Genomic DNA, 16,536 nt, shown 5'->3' with positions numbered 1-16,536 from the left:
CACCGGTATATGCGTCAGAGCATATCCATGGACGGTTCGGGTCGGTGGTCCGCAGGAAGACAGGTGCGAGGACGTTTCGAGAGCAGAATGAACAGTAGAGTAGATCATCACAATCGTATACAGTGAGATGTAGTAGTGAACAACATGGATGATAATGTTATTGTCATTAATGGCAATGATTGAGTTGTATTGTTAGTTCAACTGTAGCTGTATTGTATACGTGTAGCCTTTTTTCAGGATCATTTGCTGTATTGTTGAAAAAGACTACTAGAATCAGATGATATTATCCTCTATGTGCATCCAGCCAGCAACGGTGTATTTGTGTATATCCGTTGTCTACATTTGTACCTACTTGATGTGATTCCAGCCTTCATGCGTCCGTACGCGTGGGGGCTTTTTTAATTGCCTTCCGGTGCTATCGCCGTCCACGGATATGCTTTCCCTTACCAAACCAAACAGATCAAAGGAGAGAATATCATGATCCAACCTCATGTAGAACAGGTTATTGCCATGTCCAGTCAGTACAATTTGATTCCTATCGTAAAACGTCTGCTGGGCGATATGGAGACACCGATTCGGATTTTCCAGCGTTATGCGGAGCAAAAGCACGCGTTCCTGCTGGAGAGCGTGGAGGGTGGCAGCAAATGGGCACGGTACTCCTTTATCGGTAGCGATCCGTTTCTGCTCATTTCCGGTAAACAGGGCAAAATCACATTGGATATCGATGGCGAACAGACTGATTTGTCCGGCAAGCCAGTAGAGCAGCTCAAAGCACTGCTGCGTCGATATCGCAGTCCGAAGGTTGATGGATTGCCACCGTTCACTGGTGGAGCGATTGGATTCTTCGGCTACGATCTATTGCAATATTACGAGAAGTTGCCACCACATAAAGTGGATGATCTGAATATGGATGATATTCGCTTTATGTTCTGCGATCAGATTGTTGTGTTTGACCATGTGAAGCAGCATATTCTGCTTGTGAGTAATGTGCATGTGCCAGATGGTGCGGATGACGATACGATTCGTGAAGCATACGGCAATGCAGCGGAAAAGCTGGACGATATGGAACGTATGCTACAAACGCAACCGCCAGTCAATACTGCCGGACGTGCACCGGTATCCGAGGATATTGAGCTGGGCGAGATCAAGTCCAATATGACGAAGGAACAATATTTGGATGGCGTGGATCGGGCAAAAGAATATATTCGCGCGGGAGATATTTTCCAGGTTGTATTGTCACAGCGGTTTCACATTGATACGGAAGTGTCGCCACTCGAAGTATACCGGGTACTGCGGACGATGAATCCATCGCCGTATATGTATTATTTGAAACTGGACGAAGAGATTATCGTGGGTACTTCACCAGAAGCGCTCGTGAAGGTCGAAGGCGATCGGTTGCAAACAAGACCAATTGCGGGCACACGTCCACGCGGACTCACCGAAGCGGAAGATGTGGCACTGGGAGAAGAATTGTTACAGGATGAAAAAGAACGCGCTGAGCATCTGATGCTGGTCGATCTCGGTCGCAACGATCTGGGACGTGTATCCGAATTTGGAACGGTCAAAGCAGATTCCTTTATGCAGATTGAACGGTACTCACATGTCATGCATATTGTATCCAATGTATCGGGTACATTACGCAAAGATAAGGACTTCTTCGATGCTTTCCTATCCTGTCTGCCAGCGGGTACGGTATCTGGTGCACCGAAGCTACGGGCGATGGAGATTATCGCGGAGATCGAGAATGAAGCACGCGGCGCGTATGCGGGAGCGATTGGTTATCTAGGCTTTTCTGGTAATATGGATGCCTGTATTACGATTCGGACGATTATTTTCAAACATGGACGTGCATATGTACAGGCGGGAGCAGGCATTGTATGGGATTCGGTTCCAGAGAAGGAATACGAGGAAACGGTCAACAAAGCGAAAGCGATGCTCAAGTCGATTCGTGTTGCTGAAGCGATGTTTCCACCGAAAAGCAGCAAGGAACACAATGTAGCGAATCCAGATTATCTGTACGGGTACGAGCCAGTGAAGTTGGGTGACTAAGATAACAATCTGTACATGAAAGTGATAGTACGCAACATTTATCATTCAATCGGCAGTTTGCCGGATTAGTATATAGACATCAACACTCAGGGGAGGACAATGGGATGCAAACAGGAGAAATCATGCAGCAGGCAATCGGCGACATTATTCAAGGTCAGCATCTGTCGCGCCAGCAGGCATACGAAGTGATGAGCACGATTATGGACGGTACAGCAACGCCTTCGCAAATTGGCGGCTTGTTGACTGGGCTGCGGATCAAAGGTGAAACAGTAGAGGAAATTACTGGTTTTGCCGAAGCGATGCGGCGTAGTGGTGGACGTGTACCAGTATTGTCGGCGGGCTTGCTTGATACATGCGGCACTGGCGGATCGGGGATTCACAAGTTCAACATTTCCACCGTATCTGCCATTATCGCGGCTTCCGTATCGGTTCGTGTTGCCAAGCATGGTAATCGCTCTGCATCGGGTAAAGCGGGCAGCGCAGATGTATTGGAAGCGCTGTGCGTGAATATCGGACTGAATGCACAGCAAGCTGCCAGCTGTTTGAATGAGATTGGAATCTGTTTCCTGTTTGCCCAGGTGTTCCATCCTTCGATGAAGCATGCAGCAGCGACTCGTCGTGAGCTGGGTGTACGTACTGTATTCAATATGCTAGGACCGTTAACCAATCCGGCAGGAGCGGATCGCCAACTGATCGGTCTGTATGACAGCAGCAAAATCGAAACTGTCGCTCAAACATTGCAATTGCTCGGATTGGAGCGTGCGATGGTCGTTGCTAGTCATGACGGATTGGACGAGATCAGTATTGCCGCACCAACACGGATTGCCGAGCTGCGAGATGGCGAGGTTCGTACGTATGAAGTCACACCAGCGGACTTTGGACTGGATACGCACCCGCTGGAACATATGCTGGGCGGAGATGCTCAGCAAAATGCCGATATTATCCGCCGTGTTTTAAGCGGAGAGCATGGCGCGTATCGTGATGTAGTGCTGGCGAATAGCGCAGCCTGCATCTATCTGGCTGGCAAAGCGAACAGTCTGGCAGAAGGCGCAGCCATTGCCGCACAGGCGATTGATTCCGGTGTAGCCGCTGGCAAATTGCAGCAACTAATCCAAACTACGGGGGCACACAGTTATGTATCTTGATAAAATTGTCGTTACCAAACAGCAGGAAGTAGAACAACTGGCGCATCATTTTTCATTGCGTGAAGCAGAGCGTCAGATTGCACAATTGCCTGCAACGCGCGGATTCCGTGCAGCATTGACTGCGTCGCCGAATCGTCGTCTCGGTCTGATCGCTGAGGTGAAAAAGGCATCGCCGTCAAAAGGGCTGATTCGCCCTGATTTTCAGCCGGTGCAGATTGCGACCGCTTATGAAAAAGCTGGTGCAGACTGTATTTCCATCCTGACGGATGTACAATATTTCCAGGGCAATAATCAGTATTTGACTGATATTCGGGCAGCGATTAATCTGCCGCTGCTTCGCAAAGATTTTATTATTGATGAGCGTCAGATTTATGAGGCGCGTCTGATCGGAGCGGATGCGATTCTGTTGATTGCCGCTATTTTGACAGCAGAGCAGTTGGAGCAATATATCGAAGTTGCAGTATCGCTCGGATTGGATGTACTAATTGAAGTGCATGATCAGGCAGAGCTGGAAACGGTACTGCATGCCAAAGGCGCACTGGAGCATGGTTTGATCGGTGTGAACAACCGTGATCTGCGTACATTCGTTACTTCGCTGTCGACTACAGCGGAATTGATTCGTTTGCTACCGGAAGGCGTGCCGTTAATTAGCGAAAGTGGCATTATGTCGGTGGAAGATATTGCCTATGTGCAGGAGGCTGGAGCGGCTGGCGTGCTGGTTGGAGAATATTTTATGCGTCAACCGGATATTGAAGGTGCTGTACGCAATCTGATGGCACCAGCAGAGTATGAAGCAGGTGCAGGTAGTCAGGCAGGAACATCTCATGACTGAAAACGACAGTACCTTTGCTCCAACATTCCATTCCGATGAACAGCGGAATGACTGTAATAAGCAGCAAAATAACGATCTCCATTCGGCATCTGCACCGGTAGTGTACGACCACCACGATGCTAGTTTAAAGATAAAAATCTGTGGACTTCAAAGCGTTGAAGTGCTAAAATCTATGATACCATTACCGGTCGATTATATCGGCTTTGTCTTTGCACGCAGCAAGCGACAAATTGATCGCGAGATCGCTGCGCAGCTCATTGATGTGCTGAAGCAGTGGCCGCAAGGACATATTCCGCAAAGTGTAGGCGTATTCGTTGATCCCACAATGGATGAGCTGGTGCATATTACAGATATAGCGCCGCTGGATGTGATCCAATTGCATGGCAAGGAAACGCCAGCGTTTTGTCAGCAGGTGCGAGAGAGATTGCACAAGCCGGTAATAAAGGTCATTTCCGTACAGGCAGATCGGCAAAATAATACAGATCAACATAACAATACAACTAGCCGAATCAACATGGACATGAACAACACGGAAATGCAAATGGAACAAAACTATGATGATACGGCTACTGCTGTTCATCAACAATGCAATCCTTACGAAGGCGTGGTAGACGCCTTTTTACTTGATACCCATGATCCGCTGTATGGCGGCGGTTCGGGCAAAACATTTGCTTGGGAAGAAATACAAGCGTATCATCGCTGGACGTCAGCGCGCGGAATTCCGCTGCTAATTGCCGGTGGACTGAACCCGGACAATGTAGATACACTCGTTCACGGCTATCCGCTAGAAGGCATTGATGTATCAAGCGGAGTCGAGAGTGACGGAGTCAAAGATATCGATAAAATCAAACAGTTTGTGGAGAGGGCGAGATCATAATGACAACACTACCTGATGCAAAAGGAAGATTTGGCGATTTTGGTGGACGTTACGTACCGGAAACGCTGATGAACGCACTGATCGAACTTGAGGAATCGTATCGTAAATACGCGGATGACGCACAATTTCAACAAGAAATTGATTATCTGCTCAAAGAATACTCCGGTCGTGAGACTTCGCTGTATTATGCCGAGGGGTTAACCCGACATCTGGGTGGACCGAAGATTTATCTGAAACGCGAAGACCTCAACCACACGGGTGCACATAAGATCAACAATGCCATCGGTCAGGCATTGCTGGCAAAACGAATGGGCAAACAAAAAGTCATCGCCGAAACAGGCGCCGGACAGCATGGTGTAGCAACAGCGACAGTTGCTGCGCTGATGGGTCTGGAATGCAAAGTGTTCATGGGCGAAGAGGATATCAAGCGTCAGCAATTGAACGTGTTCCGTATGAATATGCTCGGTGCAGAAGTGGTTCCGGTTACGTCTGGTACACGCACACTCAAAGATGCGGGTAATGAAGCACTGCGCTACTGGGTCAGCAATGTCGAAGATACATTTTACATTCTTGGCTCTGCCGTCGGACCGCATCCGTATCCGATGATGGTACGCAACTTCCAACGTGTGATCGGCGACGAGACACGCCGTCAGATTTTGGAAAAGGAACATCGCCTTCCGCATACCGTAGTGGCAGCGATTGGTGGCGGTAGCAATGCCATCGGCATGTTCTATCCGTTTATTAACGACCAAGACGTTCGTCTGATCGGTGTGGAAGCTGCTGGACGAGGTATCGACACCCCGCTGCACGCCGCCACGATGAGTCTCGGTACCAAAGGCGTATTCCAAGGTTCGATGAGCTATCTGCTACAGGATGAATACGGTCAAGTACAAGAAGCCCATTCCGTCTCCGCCGGTCTTGATTATCCGGGCGTTGGACCAGAGCACTCCTATCTCAAAGATATTGAACGTGCCCAGTACGTACCGATTACAGATCAGGAAGCGCTCGATGCGCTCAAACTGCTGTGTCGTACCGAAGGTATTATTCCGGCACTGGAATCGGCACATGCCATTGCCCACACCGTGAAGCTAGCACAAGAAATGACAGCAGATCAGCTACTGGTAGTCTGTCTGTCCGGTCGCGGCGACAAAGACGTGGAATCGATTATGAAATATGAGCGGGAGGGATCGCTGTGAGCGTAACAGGACAGAGCCAGAATCGGATGGATGTTACATTTGCCAAGTTGAAGGAAGCGGGCGAAACGGCGTTGATTCCGTTTCTGACTGTCGGTGATCCCGATCCGCAGATTACGGTTGATATTATCGTCGAATTGGAAGCCGCAGGCTGCAACATTTTGGAATTGGGCGTTCCTTATTCCGATCCGCTGGCAGATGGACCGGTCATCCAGCGTGCTTCGCAGCGTGCATTGACTCACCGTGTGACGATCGATACATGCTTTGAGGTTGCTTCGCAGGCACGAGAACGTGGTGTGCAGATGCCATTTATTCTGTTCACGTATTACAATCCGATCTTGCAATACGGATTGGATACGTTCTTCGAGCAGATGCGTCATTACGACATTAGCGGTATGATCGTGCCGGATCTACCGGTAGAAGAATCCGAAGAAATGAGAGCACGCTCCCGTGAAGCCGGTGTCAGTCTTGTACCACTCGTTGCACCAACGTCGCATGAACGTATATCCTCCATTCTGAACGGAGCGCAGGGCTTTGTGTACTGCGTATCTTCGCTCGGTGTGACAGGTGAACGCGCATCGTTCCACAATAACGTAGAGCAGTTCATTAACAGCGTGAAGGACAATACAGACTTGCCCGTTGCGGTCGGTTTTGGTATTTCCAGTCATGAACAAGTGAAGCAGTTCTCGCAATTTTGCGATGGCGTTGTTGTTGGTAGTGCAATTGTGCGCCAGATCGAATCGCAGATTCCGCTATTGACTGATCCCGCGCGGAAAGCAGACGGACTGTTGCAAATTCGCAATTTTGTGGCAGAATTAAAAGGAAGCAAATAAGATTACGATTATACCTATACAGGCAATGTTTAACGCTCCGTGTGTACCTGCTGCTATGGCAGACAGGTATGCCGGAGTTTCAGCATTTCCTGACGATGACGCCTGAAGGAGTTGTGCATAGTGAAACCGAAATCCCGTATTGTGAATATTCCCGTCTATCAGCCGGGCAAACCGATTGAAGAAGTGAAACGCGAACTTGGACTCGACAAAGTGATCAAGCTAGCTTCCAATGAAAATCCATACGGTTCTGCGCCATCTGTACAGCAGGCTATCGTGGACGAATTATCCCAGCTGTATCTGTATCCAGACGGCGGTGCGGTAGAGCTGACTGCCGAGCTGGCACAGCATCTAGGTGTACAATCCAATCAGATTATTTTCGGTTGTGGATCGGACGAGATCATTTCATTGACTGCGCGCGCGTTCTTGGAGCCGGGCGATGAGACGATTATGGCAGATCAGACCTTTTCCGTATATAAAAGTAACGCCGAGATCGAGGGTGCTGAAGTTGTTGAAGTGCCGCTTGTAGACGGTACACACGATCTGCATGCGATGATCGCCGCAGTTAGCGAAGATACGAAGATCGTCTGGGTGTGCAATCCGAACAATCCAACCGGAACGTTTGTACCGGAAAATGAACTCATCAGCTTTATGGATCGTGTACCTGAGCATGTATTGGTTGTACTGGATGAAGCGTATTATGAATACGTAGTTGCAGAGCAATATCCGCAAAGCGTGAAGCTTCTGGATCGGTATCCTAATCTGCTCATTTTACGTACGTTCTCCAAAATCTACGGATTGGCTGCGCTACGCATTGGTTACGGTATCGGTAATGCGGCTGTAGTGAAGCTGGTCAATCAGGTGCGTGAGCCGTTCAATACATCGCGTATTGCTCAAGCGGCAGCACGTCAGGCGATTCGGGATCAACAATTCGTGGACGATTGCCGCAGCAAAAATCGTGAAGGTATGGATGTGCTACTCGGCGAATTTGACCGACTCGGTCTGCCGTATTTCCCAAGCGAAACGAATTTCATTATGGTTGATACGAAGCACAATGCGATGGATATCTTCCAAGGGATGCTGCGTCGTGGTGTGATCATCCGTGCGGGTCATCAGAAGTATCCAACGTATATCCGCGTAACGATTGGTACGCCGGAAGAGAATGAAGCGTTTATTCGTGCGCTGGAAGAAACATTGCAAGAGCAAACGGCAAATGTATAAAGAATCATCCAAAATGATCTATAGATAAAATCCTCGGCGGATTTTACAACTTCAGGCGAATGCAAGATGCCGTGACTGCTGCAATCGGCAGCACGGCGCAACATTCGACTGTTAAACAGCATCATGGATTCTGCTGCTTTAACGCAGCAGGAAAGACAATCGATAAAGAATGAGTGGGATACTAATGACGACAAATATTGCGATTTTCGGTGTAGGGCTAATCGGCGGTTCGCTGGCGCTTTGCTTTAAAGACAAGCCGGGACTGCATATAACTGGATATACACACCTGCCCGAATTGATACATACGTTTCAAGAGCGACAGGTTGTGGATCATGCGACACTTTCGGTAGAAGAAGCAGCACTGGACGCGGACTTTATTTTCCTCTGCGTACCGGTTAGTTTGCTGAACAGCTATCTGGAACAACTAAGCCGCCTACCATTAAAAAAAGGCTGCATCATTACCGATGTTGGCAGCACGAAGGCATCAATCAACGCCTGTGCAGAACAGTTGAAGCTGAGCGACGGCGTGCATTTTATCGGCGGTCATCCTATGGCGGGTTCCGAACGCTCTGGTGTCGGTGCAGCTTCGGCGTTGCTGTTTGAAAATGCGTACTATGTACTGACGCCGCCGGATCATGTACCAGCTGCGGCGTACGAGCGTCTCGCTGAGCTGTTGACACGTCATACGCGTGCACAGGTAGTGAAGGTAGAACCGGTGCTGCACGACGAGATTGTCGGCGCAATCAGCCATCTGCCGCATGTCATTGCCGTAGCACTGGTCAATCAGATTCGTGGCTATAATGAAAATAATCCGCTATACCGAATGCTGGCTGCGGGCGGATTCCGTGATATTACGCGCATTGCTTCCAGCGATCCCATCGTCTGGCGCGATATTTTGCTGAACAATCGGCATATCGTACTGGATTTGCTGAAAGACTGGAACAAGGGTGTGCAGGAATTCGTGGAGCTGCTGCACAATCAGGACGCGCGTGGCATCGAACAGCAGTTTGAGCAAGCCGGTGCATTCCGTGACGAATTGCCGGAACGCCGCAAGGGCATGATTACGACTCTGTACGATCTGTATCTCGACGTACCCGATCATCCCGGCATTATCGGTAAAATCACAACCGAAATCGGCAATCGTGGCATCAATATTAGCAATGTGCAGATTATTGAGAGCCGGGAAGATGTACCGGGCGTGATGCGTCTTTCGTTCCGCAATGAACACGATATGGAGCAGGCAAAAGCAATGCTGCTGGATAGCCAGTACAGTGTATTCGCACGTGTGTAACGGATATAGCCATAGCCATATATATGGATCGTTACCAGTTACCGCTATGACAAGCTACGTACATCACTCTTGTCTGGCATTTGCATAGTAGATACAATGGCACTATCATTTGACATGATTGTATACACCTCAATATAAGGCACCTCTTACATGAACATCGGAATTTCCATGATGGAAGCAGATGATCACAGGAGGTGCATTTTTTATGTGCAACGCTACTCAATCTGCCTGGATAGATGTAGTCTGAGGTCGGGCAATCGCCGATTTTTCAAAAAAATTGAGAATCGTAGAACTATTTCCCTTGCTCAGCAGTCTAACAGGCAGTACGAACTCAAGCGCTTGAGAATGATACCAATCCGATGAATTGGATATGCATATATGTCGATAAGGGGTGTTTATCAGAAGTGATCAGATGGAACCGAACCAAAATCAAAGAAAAGCAGTTTAGTGAAAAAGTAACCAGTATTCGTGAAAAATTGTATCGGCTGGCATACTGCTATGTAAAAAATGAACAGGAAGCATTGGACATCGTCTCGGAAGCTACGTACAAAGGCTATCTCGCTTTTGGCAAAGCTGATTCCGTCACGTACTTTGATTCATGGATGTCACGCATTGTGATCAATACAGCGATTGACCATACGCGTCGTAACAAGCGGATCACGTATCTTGAAGATTATACGCAGGAATTTGCCGCTACCTCACAGGGCGTATCGCTGGAAGATAAGATGGATTTGTACAATGCACTGGATCGATTGCGACCGGAAGATAAGTCATATATCATTTTAAAATATTTTGTGAATCTCTCATTCAAAGAAATGGCGGATGTACTATCCGTACCCGAAAATACAGTAAAATCAAGATTTTATCGGATCATCAAACAGTTGAAAGTGTATTTGATTGAAGGAGAGGTGGAATCGGTATGATCGGAAAACAACATTACGATAATATTCCTGTTCCTGAGCAACTAACCGATGTCATGGATCGCGCCCAGCAGAAAGCTAGACAAAAGCAGCGCAAAACGAATCGCATCGTTCGGTATAGCTCACTGATTGCAGCCTGTATTGCGTTCCTGCTCGTTGTTAATATTCCGACTGTTGCCAATGCCATGTACAATATCCCAGTGCTAGGTAGCATCGTCAAAGTACTGCAATTCGGAGAAGGTGGGGAAGTGACCGACGGAGCGCATGTAGAAACCAAAGTCACTGAAAACAGTGTTCAGATCCATTTTAGCAACGATGGGAAAGACCTGATGGATCGGGTTCCTGCCTATGAAGTGGTGCAGAAGGATGCACCGAACCGGTTGATCTTTACAATCAATGGTGCTCGTACATTCGATTATGATCAAGTGACGCAAGATCTGCGCAAGTTGCCATTGGTACAAGATGTGTATCGGGTTGTCATTCTGGATGATTCGGCGATGCGTTTTGTCGTGGAGCTGAAGGACGGAGTAATCCATACGATTACCGAATATCAGAACCCAGGCTATCTGGAGTTGACGCTGCGTTCTGACGCTACACTCACAGAGCCACATATGATCTACGCGCTGCGTACCGAAAGTATGCCGATGGGCGAATCATTGTCCATGCTGGAGGAGCTGTACCCGAACGAAGACATTTCCTTTATCAAAACATCCGGTGAGATGTATGCAGCTGTTATTGGGGAATACGAAACGAAAGAAGAGGCGGAAGCGAAGCTGAAGCAAGTATCTACCGAATCACCGGATCAGCATGATTTCCGCGTGGATAGCTGGATGAGCAATAGCAGACCCAAATAAAAGCTAGACATCATTGTAGCAAATCCGTACCATTTGGCAGCATCAGCATCAGCATCAGCATCAGCATCAGCATCAGCATCAGCATCAGCATCAGCATCAGCATCAGCATCAGCATCAGCATCAGCATCAGCATCAGCATCAGCATCAGCATCAGCATCAGCATCAGCATCCCTTTGCTCTCAAGCTAGAGCAAGGGGGTGTTTTTTATAAAATATAAAAATAATTAAAAAACTTCAAAAAAATTACTTAAAGGGGTTGACTAAATGAAAGCGCATACAGTATACTGTAACTACAGTATGGTTTCTCTCCACTCCTATCCAATAACTGGAGTTTCTGAAATAGGGAACTCAGCCGCTAACAATTGTTAGCGGTTTCTTTTTTTGTCCAGAGATCGTATCGTTTGAAAAGATCATACTTGCTGTTCAACACTATATCGCCAAATTTGATACCACCTATCATTTTGTGATATAAAGGAAAAGAATGTTTACATAAATCACAGCTGCTACGAAAAACGCGTGACCAGTATGGAAAGCATGCAACTGGAAGTATACAGCGGGTTAGCAGACATCTTCAATGAATATACATAATGCAACACACCTGTTTTCTGCTTACTCGGTCGGATTTGCAATCCCTTACATTGATTGTTTACAACGCTGAATTCAGCACGATTTTGGCATGTTCAGCAACCTTTCGACTTTGCGTTACGTCTAAAAGTCAGGTATGATATAAAGGTTGTGTTTCTTTGTCTGCTCGTGATAATTGTATTTCTAATGAATATGAATGATCTATTGATCGTATAGATGGCAAGACTGCAAGCTCTCCCTTTTGGTCGTAAATCGTGTTTGATGATTGTCCGTTATCCGCCTGCATGCTGTCCAGCAGGCACTCCATCTACTTATAAAATCAGTGAATTGCTGTAAAGTGCGGGTTTTCAGTCATGAACCGCAACTTTTGCCGCCCTGTTCAGTACTAATGAATACATAGGAACAGGAAGATGCGGCGGCAGCAATGAGGAGGGTCGCATTTCAATGACAGATTCCCTGATCATTCAGGAAATAAAGAACGGTGATGTTGAGCTGTACTCTGAGCTTATGCGCCGTTACCAGCGTAAAATCCTGGCATTCATTTACCATATGCTGAAAAGCGCCAATCTGGAAATGATGGCTGAGGACCTATGTTCGGAAACGTTCTATAAGGCATACAAAAGCCTGCATTCCTTCCGCGAGGTAGATGCTTCATTCTCGACTTGGCTATACACGATTGCACGCAATACGGTGCTTAGCGAGCTACGCAAGCACAAGGCGGGCAATGTGCCTTTGGAAGAGAGCGGCTATACGCCTGTAGCTCCGAGCAGTATGGTTCCAGAACACGCCGTTCTCCGTGGTGAGCGTGTGCAGATGGTACGGGATGCGATTGACCAATTGCCCGAAAAGCAGCGGTCCGCTTTGATCCTCCGCGAATATGACCAGTTGGATTATCAGGAAATTGCTGATATCCTCTGTCAAAGTGTCAGCTCCGTCAAATCTCTTTTGTTTCGTGCGAGAGCGAGTGTAAAAACACGGTTAGAGCCGTATTTTTACGATTCGGTCTACGATGAGCCAATCGAAGGGATGAATACAAAATGAATTGCAGAGAGGCCGAACTTGTTTTCGGAATCTATTGGGATTTAGCGCCAGACGATCCACGTCGTGTGGCGCTGGATAAGCATATACGTGAATGTTCCGACTGCGCTGCCGAGTTTGCGCTCTGGCAGGAGAGTCGCGAATGGATTCAGGCGGAAGCGGTTGAGCTGGAACATGATCCAGACTTAACGATGCGTGCCGAACAGGTCAATCACAATGTGATGGAGCGTATCTACGCGGAGACGCCGTGGGTCATGCAAAATGATATCCGCCGCGGGCCGATCTCGCGTATGTTCCGTCGACGCCTCTCTTTTTGGATTGCTGGCTTGATTGCAGTCTTCCTGTGCAGTTTTGTATTGTTGACACTGGATATGTCCGGTAGCTTTAATAAAGAAGCCGCTCAGGAACGTGTGAACGGTATAGTTCCGACTGGTGTAGCTACTAGCGATGCGACAACCGTAATGCATTCATCGCTGCATTTTTCCGGTTCGGAACGCGGATTGATCGATCCGCTCGTGATTCCGATGGACCCGAGCCACCCGCAATACTGGATGATCTTATCGGTCGTTGGCATGCTGCTGGCTTTAGTATCGCTGCGTCTACTGGCACGTCCACGGCATCAATAATATGACGCTTCACTGGAGCGGGCGCATGTATGCGCACCTAGATGAATATCGATGAATATTTGACTCTGTGGGTGTTATCATTTGCCCATAGAGCTTGCTAACCCGTTTTACTGCATAGACGCAGTGAAGCGGGTTGATTTTTTGTATAGGTGTCGTTTATACTTTTTGCTACATGCAAGGAGGTAGCTGAATTGACAATTACGAGAACATGGCACGGGATTGTACCGATTGATCAGCAGCAAGCATTTGAGCTGCATTTGCACAAAACCGGTGTCGAGCATTCGCAAAGTATCAAAGGCAATCTGGGAGCCTATATTCAGGTCATGCAGCAGGGAATGTATGCACATTTCTTTTTGTGTACGGTCTGGTCGTCGTGGGAAGCGATTCGCCATTTTGCTGGAGAACATCCAGAGATTGCGGTTACGTATCCTGAAGACGAGAAGTATGGACTCATTTCCGATCCGCTAGTTATTCATCAGGAAGTGACTCGTGCAGGCAGCCCGTTTGTCTGAGCAAGCAGGCAATCCATTTTACATAGGGAAGGGATGACATAACCGCTTATGCAAATCGGACTGATTCGACATGGTTTAACAGATTGGAATGCGCTTGGACGCATTCAAGGACAGAGCGATATTCCGCTAAATGAAGAAGGACGCAGACAGGCTTCATTGCTTGCCGAACGATTGGCGGCAGGACCGATCCAATGGGATCATATCATTTCCAGTCATTTGCAGCGTGCCCATGAGACTGCGAGCATCATTGCCGAGCGGCTGAATATTCCATTGCTGGAACCGGACGAACGGCTCAAGGAACGCGGATTTGGTCAAATCGAAGGATTGACTTGGGAAGAGCGCGAGACGAAGTGGGGAACAGATTGGGAAACGCTGGAGCTGGGGCAGGAAAAGGTAGATGTACTCGGTACGCGGGCGATGGAATTTATGGAAGCGACGCGTCAGCAATTTCCAGACAACAATATCCTTGTGGTGAGCCACGGTGGATTGATGTCTCAGTTATTCACGCTGCTGATGAAGGAGCAGCATAGTCGGCGCATTGGCAACCTGTCGTTGACGATTCTGGAATGGGAAGCGGAACGATGGAACACTATTTTATATAATAATATCGATCATTTGAATTAGCCTGGCATCTGCCGGGCTATTTGGCTATAATTGGAAGTGAGCAGCTCGTAAAGCTGGTTTTTATGCATATAGCAAGGGCTTTGAGCTGTAAACTGCCGATAACTAGATAGGATGTACCAGGGCAATCATAAAGGGGGAATTGCGAAATATGACAATTCTTTTATTTAAATGTCCTCTTTTTTTACAAAATTGTTGATACGCTTACAGGAATTTTGGTTAAAATGCAGATAAGGAGCGGATGACATGTTACTACCCTACCATCATATCTGGCCCAAAGTGGATAGCAATACATTTATCGCAGAGGGCGCCAAGCTGATCGGAGACGTTAGCATTGGTGAATACAGCAGTGTCTGGTTTAACGCGGTACTTCGCGGCGATCTTGCCCCTGTGCAGATTGGACGACGCTGTAATATTCAAGATCTTGCCGTAGGTCATGTTCATGAAATTCATCCCCTTGTTATCGAAGATGACGTTTCTGTCGGACATTCAGCGATTGTGCACGGCTGCCGGATCGGTAAAGGTTCACTGATCGGCATGGGCGCTATTCTTCTGAATGGGGCGAATATTGGAGAATATTCGTTGATCGGTGCAGGTTCAATTGTGACGGAGAACAAAACGATACCGCCTTACACTCTTGCTCTTGGCTCGCCAGCACGCGTTATCCGTGAACTGACGGAAGACGACTTGCAGCGAATGGCCAAAACGACACAGAGTTATGTGGACAAAGGAGCAGAGTTCAGAAATCCATGAATAGCATGATGGAGGTGCGCCCTATGTACAAGATGAAAGTAACTTACGAAGTTATGTTGGGTCTGGCTGCAGAAATGGTATGGGATCAAGTCCTTCGCGAACATCGGGTGGAAGAACTGAATGAACTGATCGATCGTGCACTTGCGGATCGGGACGAGCAAGCTTTTCAACAATGGACAAATGAACTGCGTTCGCTGACACCAGCGATTCAAGTGGAGTTCCCGGAAGAGGAGCATGATGAACGTAAAACATTGTCTCACTAATCACATACTTTCTTGGAAATATACTATACACAACGATTCTCGATAAAAGTCCACCCGGATCAAAGGGTGGGCTTTATCTTTTGTTACGGGAGCATAGGTAGGGTTGAAGTTGGATATAGGTCTTGCGTAAGAGTTGGATATACTTTTACAATGAAAGGGATAGGTGATGTGTGGATGTGAAGATTTGCATAGTGCAGGGTCGAGATGAAGGAGACTGGGGAATGCCGATTTCTTATTTTTGGAGTAGAGATTTTTTGACGAATCGCGGATTTTTGTGGTTATTGCTGATTTGCAATGTGCTGGGTACGATCTATGGGTATTACTGGTACGCATTGCAGATGGAGTATACACTTGAGCATTGGCCTGCCTGGATTGTCGTGTTTGTGCCGGACAGTCCGACGGCAAGTTTGTTTTTTAGTATTGCGCTTGTATTTTTGCTGTATCCGCCACGCAGACAATGGGCCAAAGGAATGCGTGTGCTGTTTGAAGCGCTGGCAGTTGTGACGTCGGTCAAGTATGGCGTGTGGGCGGTAGTGATGATCTTCTGGGGCGCTGCGCTTGGGCAGGAGCTAGTCTGGGAAAATTGGATGCTAACTGTATCGCATCTGGCGATGGCGATTGAGGCACTGTTGTATGTACGCTTTTTCATGTTCCGCTGGACGTCTTTGCTGATTGCGTTATGTTGGACGCTGCTCAATGATTATATGGATTATGGGCAGGGTGTGTATCCGTGGTTGACACAACAATTGGTGAATCGACTGGATCAGGTGCGCAACTTTACGGTGTCGTTGACGCTGATATCGACTTTGATCGGAGCGCTGGCAGTGAAGCTGGCAAAAGGGGAGCGCAGCAAGCAACGGTCATATGGAATGTAGGGTGTATACTCTATGCTATAGGGATAGGATGAGTTGTTTATAAGAATCATCG

General features: G+C 47.7%; 18 protein-coding genes. 17 read left to right on the top strand and 1 reads right to left on the bottom strand.

Annotated features, from left to right (window positions below):
• Positions 1-477: 477 nt before the first annotated feature.
• From trpE to ACDE64_RS14815, 10 genes are all read left to right on the top strand, one after another.
• On the top strand, positions 478-2,049 hold the full coding sequence (gene trpE, locus ACDE64_RS14860) for an anthranilate synthase component I (RefSeq protein WP_411342921.1): 1,572 nt from the start codon (positions 478-480) through the stop codon (positions 2,047-2,049).
• 104 nt (positions 2,050-2,153) lie between these two features.
• On the top strand, positions 2,154-3,194 hold the full coding sequence (trpD, locus tag ACDE64_RS14855; protein ID WP_411347340.1) for an anthranilate phosphoribosyltransferase: 1,041 nt from the start codon (positions 2,154-2,156) through the stop codon (positions 3,192-3,194).
• Positions 3,184-4,026, top strand: coding sequence for an indole-3-glycerol phosphate synthase TrpC (gene trpC / locus ACDE64_RS14850; RefSeq protein ID WP_411347339.1), 843 nt, complete (start codon positions 3,184-3,186; stop codon positions 4,024-4,026). Before trpD ends, trpC begins: the two co-directional genes overlap by 11 nt.
• On the top strand, positions 4,019-4,903 hold the full coding sequence (locus ACDE64_RS14845) for a phosphoribosylanthranilate isomerase (RefSeq protein ID WP_411347338.1): 885 nt from the start codon (positions 4,019-4,021) through the stop codon (positions 4,901-4,903). The genes trpC and ACDE64_RS14845 overlap by 8 nt, the downstream gene beginning before the upstream one ends.
• Positions 4,903-6,099, top strand: a complete 1,197-nt coding sequence (gene trpB / locus ACDE64_RS14840) for a tryptophan synthase subunit beta (RefSeq protein WP_411347337.1) — start codon at positions 4,903-4,905, stop codon at positions 6,097-6,099. Before ACDE64_RS14845 ends, trpB begins: the two co-directional genes overlap by 1 nt.
• Before the next feature lie 26 nt (positions 6,100-6,125).
• Entirely contained in the window at positions 6,126-6,929 is an 804-nt protein-coding gene (trpA, locus tag ACDE64_RS14835; RefSeq protein ID WP_411346803.1) for a tryptophan synthase subunit alpha, read from the top strand.
• Between the two features lie 120 nt (positions 6,930-7,049).
• Positions 7,050-8,147 carry a histidinol-phosphate transaminase gene (gene hisC, locus ACDE64_RS14830; protein ID WP_411347336.1) on the top strand — a complete coding sequence of 366 codons (1,098 nt, stop codon included), beginning with the start codon at positions 7,050-7,052 and terminating at the stop codon, positions 8,145-8,147.
• Between the two features lie 184 nt (positions 8,148-8,331).
• Entirely contained in the window at positions 8,332-9,438 is a 1,107-nt protein-coding gene (locus ACDE64_RS14825; RefSeq protein WP_411347335.1) for a prephenate dehydrogenase, read from the top strand.
• Between the two features lie 404 nt (positions 9,439-9,842).
• On the top strand, positions 9,843-10,361 hold the full coding sequence (locus ACDE64_RS14820) for a sigma-70 family RNA polymerase sigma factor (protein WP_411347334.1): 519 nt from the start codon (positions 9,843-9,845) through the stop codon (positions 10,359-10,361).
• On the top strand, positions 10,358-11,212 hold the full coding sequence (locus ACDE64_RS14815; protein WP_411347333.1) for a hypothetical protein: 855 nt from the start codon (positions 10,358-10,360) through the stop codon (positions 11,210-11,212). The genes ACDE64_RS14820 and ACDE64_RS14815 overlap by 4 nt, the downstream gene beginning before the upstream one ends.
• A 10-nt stretch (positions 11,213-11,222) precedes the next feature.
• Here ACDE64_RS14815 and ACDE64_RS14810 read toward each other — a convergent pair whose 3' ends face one another.
• Positions 11,223-11,381, bottom strand: coding sequence for a hypothetical protein (locus ACDE64_RS14810; RefSeq protein ID WP_411347332.1), 159 nt, complete (start codon positions 11,379-11,381; stop codon positions 11,223-11,225).
• Positions 11,382-12,240: 859 nt separating this feature from the next.
• On the opposite strand from ACDE64_RS14810, the gene ACDE64_RS14805 reads away from it, so the two are divergent.
• The 7 genes from ACDE64_RS14805 to ACDE64_RS14775 all read left to right on the top strand — a co-directional run bounded on the left by ACDE64_RS14805 (position 12,241) and on the right by ACDE64_RS14775 (position 16,484).
• Positions 12,241-12,837, top strand: coding sequence for an RNA polymerase sigma factor (locus ACDE64_RS14805; RefSeq protein ID WP_411347331.1), 597 nt, complete (start codon positions 12,241-12,243; stop codon positions 12,835-12,837).
• Positions 12,834-13,460: an anti-sigma factor family protein gene (locus ACDE64_RS14800; protein ID WP_411342905.1), complete on the top strand. Its 627-nt coding sequence runs from the start codon at positions 12,834-12,836 to the stop codon at positions 13,458-13,460. The genes ACDE64_RS14805 and ACDE64_RS14800 overlap by 4 nt, the downstream gene beginning before the upstream one ends.
• Positions 13,461-13,651: 191 nt before the next feature.
• Positions 13,652-13,972, top strand: a complete 321-nt coding sequence (locus ACDE64_RS14795) for a hypothetical protein (protein ID WP_411347330.1) — start codon at positions 13,652-13,654, stop codon at positions 13,970-13,972.
• Between the two features lie 48 nt (positions 13,973-14,020).
• Positions 14,021-14,596 (top strand): histidine phosphatase family protein, encoded by a 576-nt coding sequence (locus ACDE64_RS14790; RefSeq protein WP_411347329.1) that lies wholly within the window; start codon positions 14,021-14,023, stop codon positions 14,594-14,596.
• Between the two features lie 243 nt (positions 14,597-14,839).
• Positions 14,840-15,346 (top strand): gamma carbonic anhydrase family protein, encoded by a 507-nt coding sequence (locus ACDE64_RS14785; protein ID WP_411342902.1) that lies wholly within the window; start codon positions 14,840-14,842, stop codon positions 15,344-15,346.
• Between the two features lie 23 nt (positions 15,347-15,369).
• Positions 15,370-15,609, top strand: coding sequence for an IDEAL domain-containing protein (locus ACDE64_RS14780; protein WP_411342901.1), 240 nt, complete (start codon positions 15,370-15,372; stop codon positions 15,607-15,609).
• 221 nt (positions 15,610-15,830) lie between these two features.
• Positions 15,831-16,484 carry a DUF1405 domain-containing protein gene (locus ACDE64_RS14775; RefSeq protein ID WP_411342900.1) on the top strand — a complete coding sequence of 218 codons (654 nt, stop codon included), beginning with the start codon at positions 15,831-15,833 and terminating at the stop codon, positions 16,482-16,484.
• Positions 16,485-16,536 lie beyond the last annotated feature (52 nt).

Source organism: Paenibacillus sp. WLX2291, assembly GCF_046603665.1.
Lineage (GTDB): Bacteria > Bacillota > Bacilli > Paenibacillales > Paenibacillaceae > Saccharibacillus.
The sequence above is the reverse complement of the archived record's forward strand: the minus strand, read 5'-3'. Positions and strand labels throughout refer to the sequence as shown.

Bases quoted from the DNA above. Each gene is read 5' to 3' on its own strand.
- trpE (WP_411342921.1), top strand. From the start codon at position 478: ATGATCCAACCTCATGTAGAACAGGTTATTGCCATGTCCAGTCAGTAC.
- trpD (WP_411347340.1), top strand. From the start codon at position 2,154: ATGCAAACAGGAGAAATCATGCAGCAGGCAATCGGCGACATTATTCAA.
- trpC (WP_411347339.1), top strand. From the start codon at position 3,184: ATGTATCTTGATAAAATTGTCGTTACCAAACAGCAGGAAGTAGAACAA.
- ACDE64_RS14845 (WP_411347338.1), top strand. From the start codon at position 4,019: ATGACTGAAAACGACAGTACCTTTGCTCCAACATTCCATTCCGATGAA.
- trpB (WP_411347337.1), top strand. From the start codon at position 4,903: ATGACAACACTACCTGATGCAAAAGGAAGATTTGGCGATTTTGGTGGA.
- trpA (WP_411346803.1), top strand. From the start codon at position 6,126: ATGGATGTTACATTTGCCAAGTTGAAGGAAGCGGGCGAAACGGCGTTG.
- ACDE64_RS14825 (WP_411347335.1), top strand. From the start codon at position 8,332: ATGACGACAAATATTGCGATTTTCGGTGTAGGGCTAATCGGCGGTTCG.
- ACDE64_RS14815 (WP_411347333.1), top strand. From the start codon at position 10,358: ATGATCGGAAAACAACATTACGATAATATTCCTGTTCCTGAGCAACTA.
- ACDE64_RS14810 (WP_411347332.1), bottom strand. From the start codon at position 11,381: ATGCTGATGCTGATGCTGATGCTGATGCTGATGCTGATGCTGATGCTG.
- ACDE64_RS14805 (WP_411347331.1), top strand. From the start codon at position 12,241: ATGACAGATTCCCTGATCATTCAGGAAATAAAGAACGGTGATGTTGAG.
- ACDE64_RS14800 (WP_411342905.1), top strand. From the start codon at position 12,834: ATGAATTGCAGAGAGGCCGAACTTGTTTTCGGAATCTATTGGGATTTA.
- ACDE64_RS14790 (WP_411347329.1), top strand. From the start codon at position 14,021: ATGCAAATCGGACTGATTCGACATGGTTTAACAGATTGGAATGCGCTT.
- ACDE64_RS14785 (WP_411342902.1), top strand. From the start codon at position 14,840: ATGTTACTACCCTACCATCATATCTGGCCCAAAGTGGATAGCAATACA.
- ACDE64_RS14780 (WP_411342901.1), top strand. From the start codon at position 15,370: ATGTACAAGATGAAAGTAACTTACGAAGTTATGTTGGGTCTGGCTGCA.
- ACDE64_RS14775 (WP_411342900.1), top strand. From the start codon at position 15,831: ATGCCGATTTCTTATTTTTGGAGTAGAGATTTTTTGACGAATCGCGGA.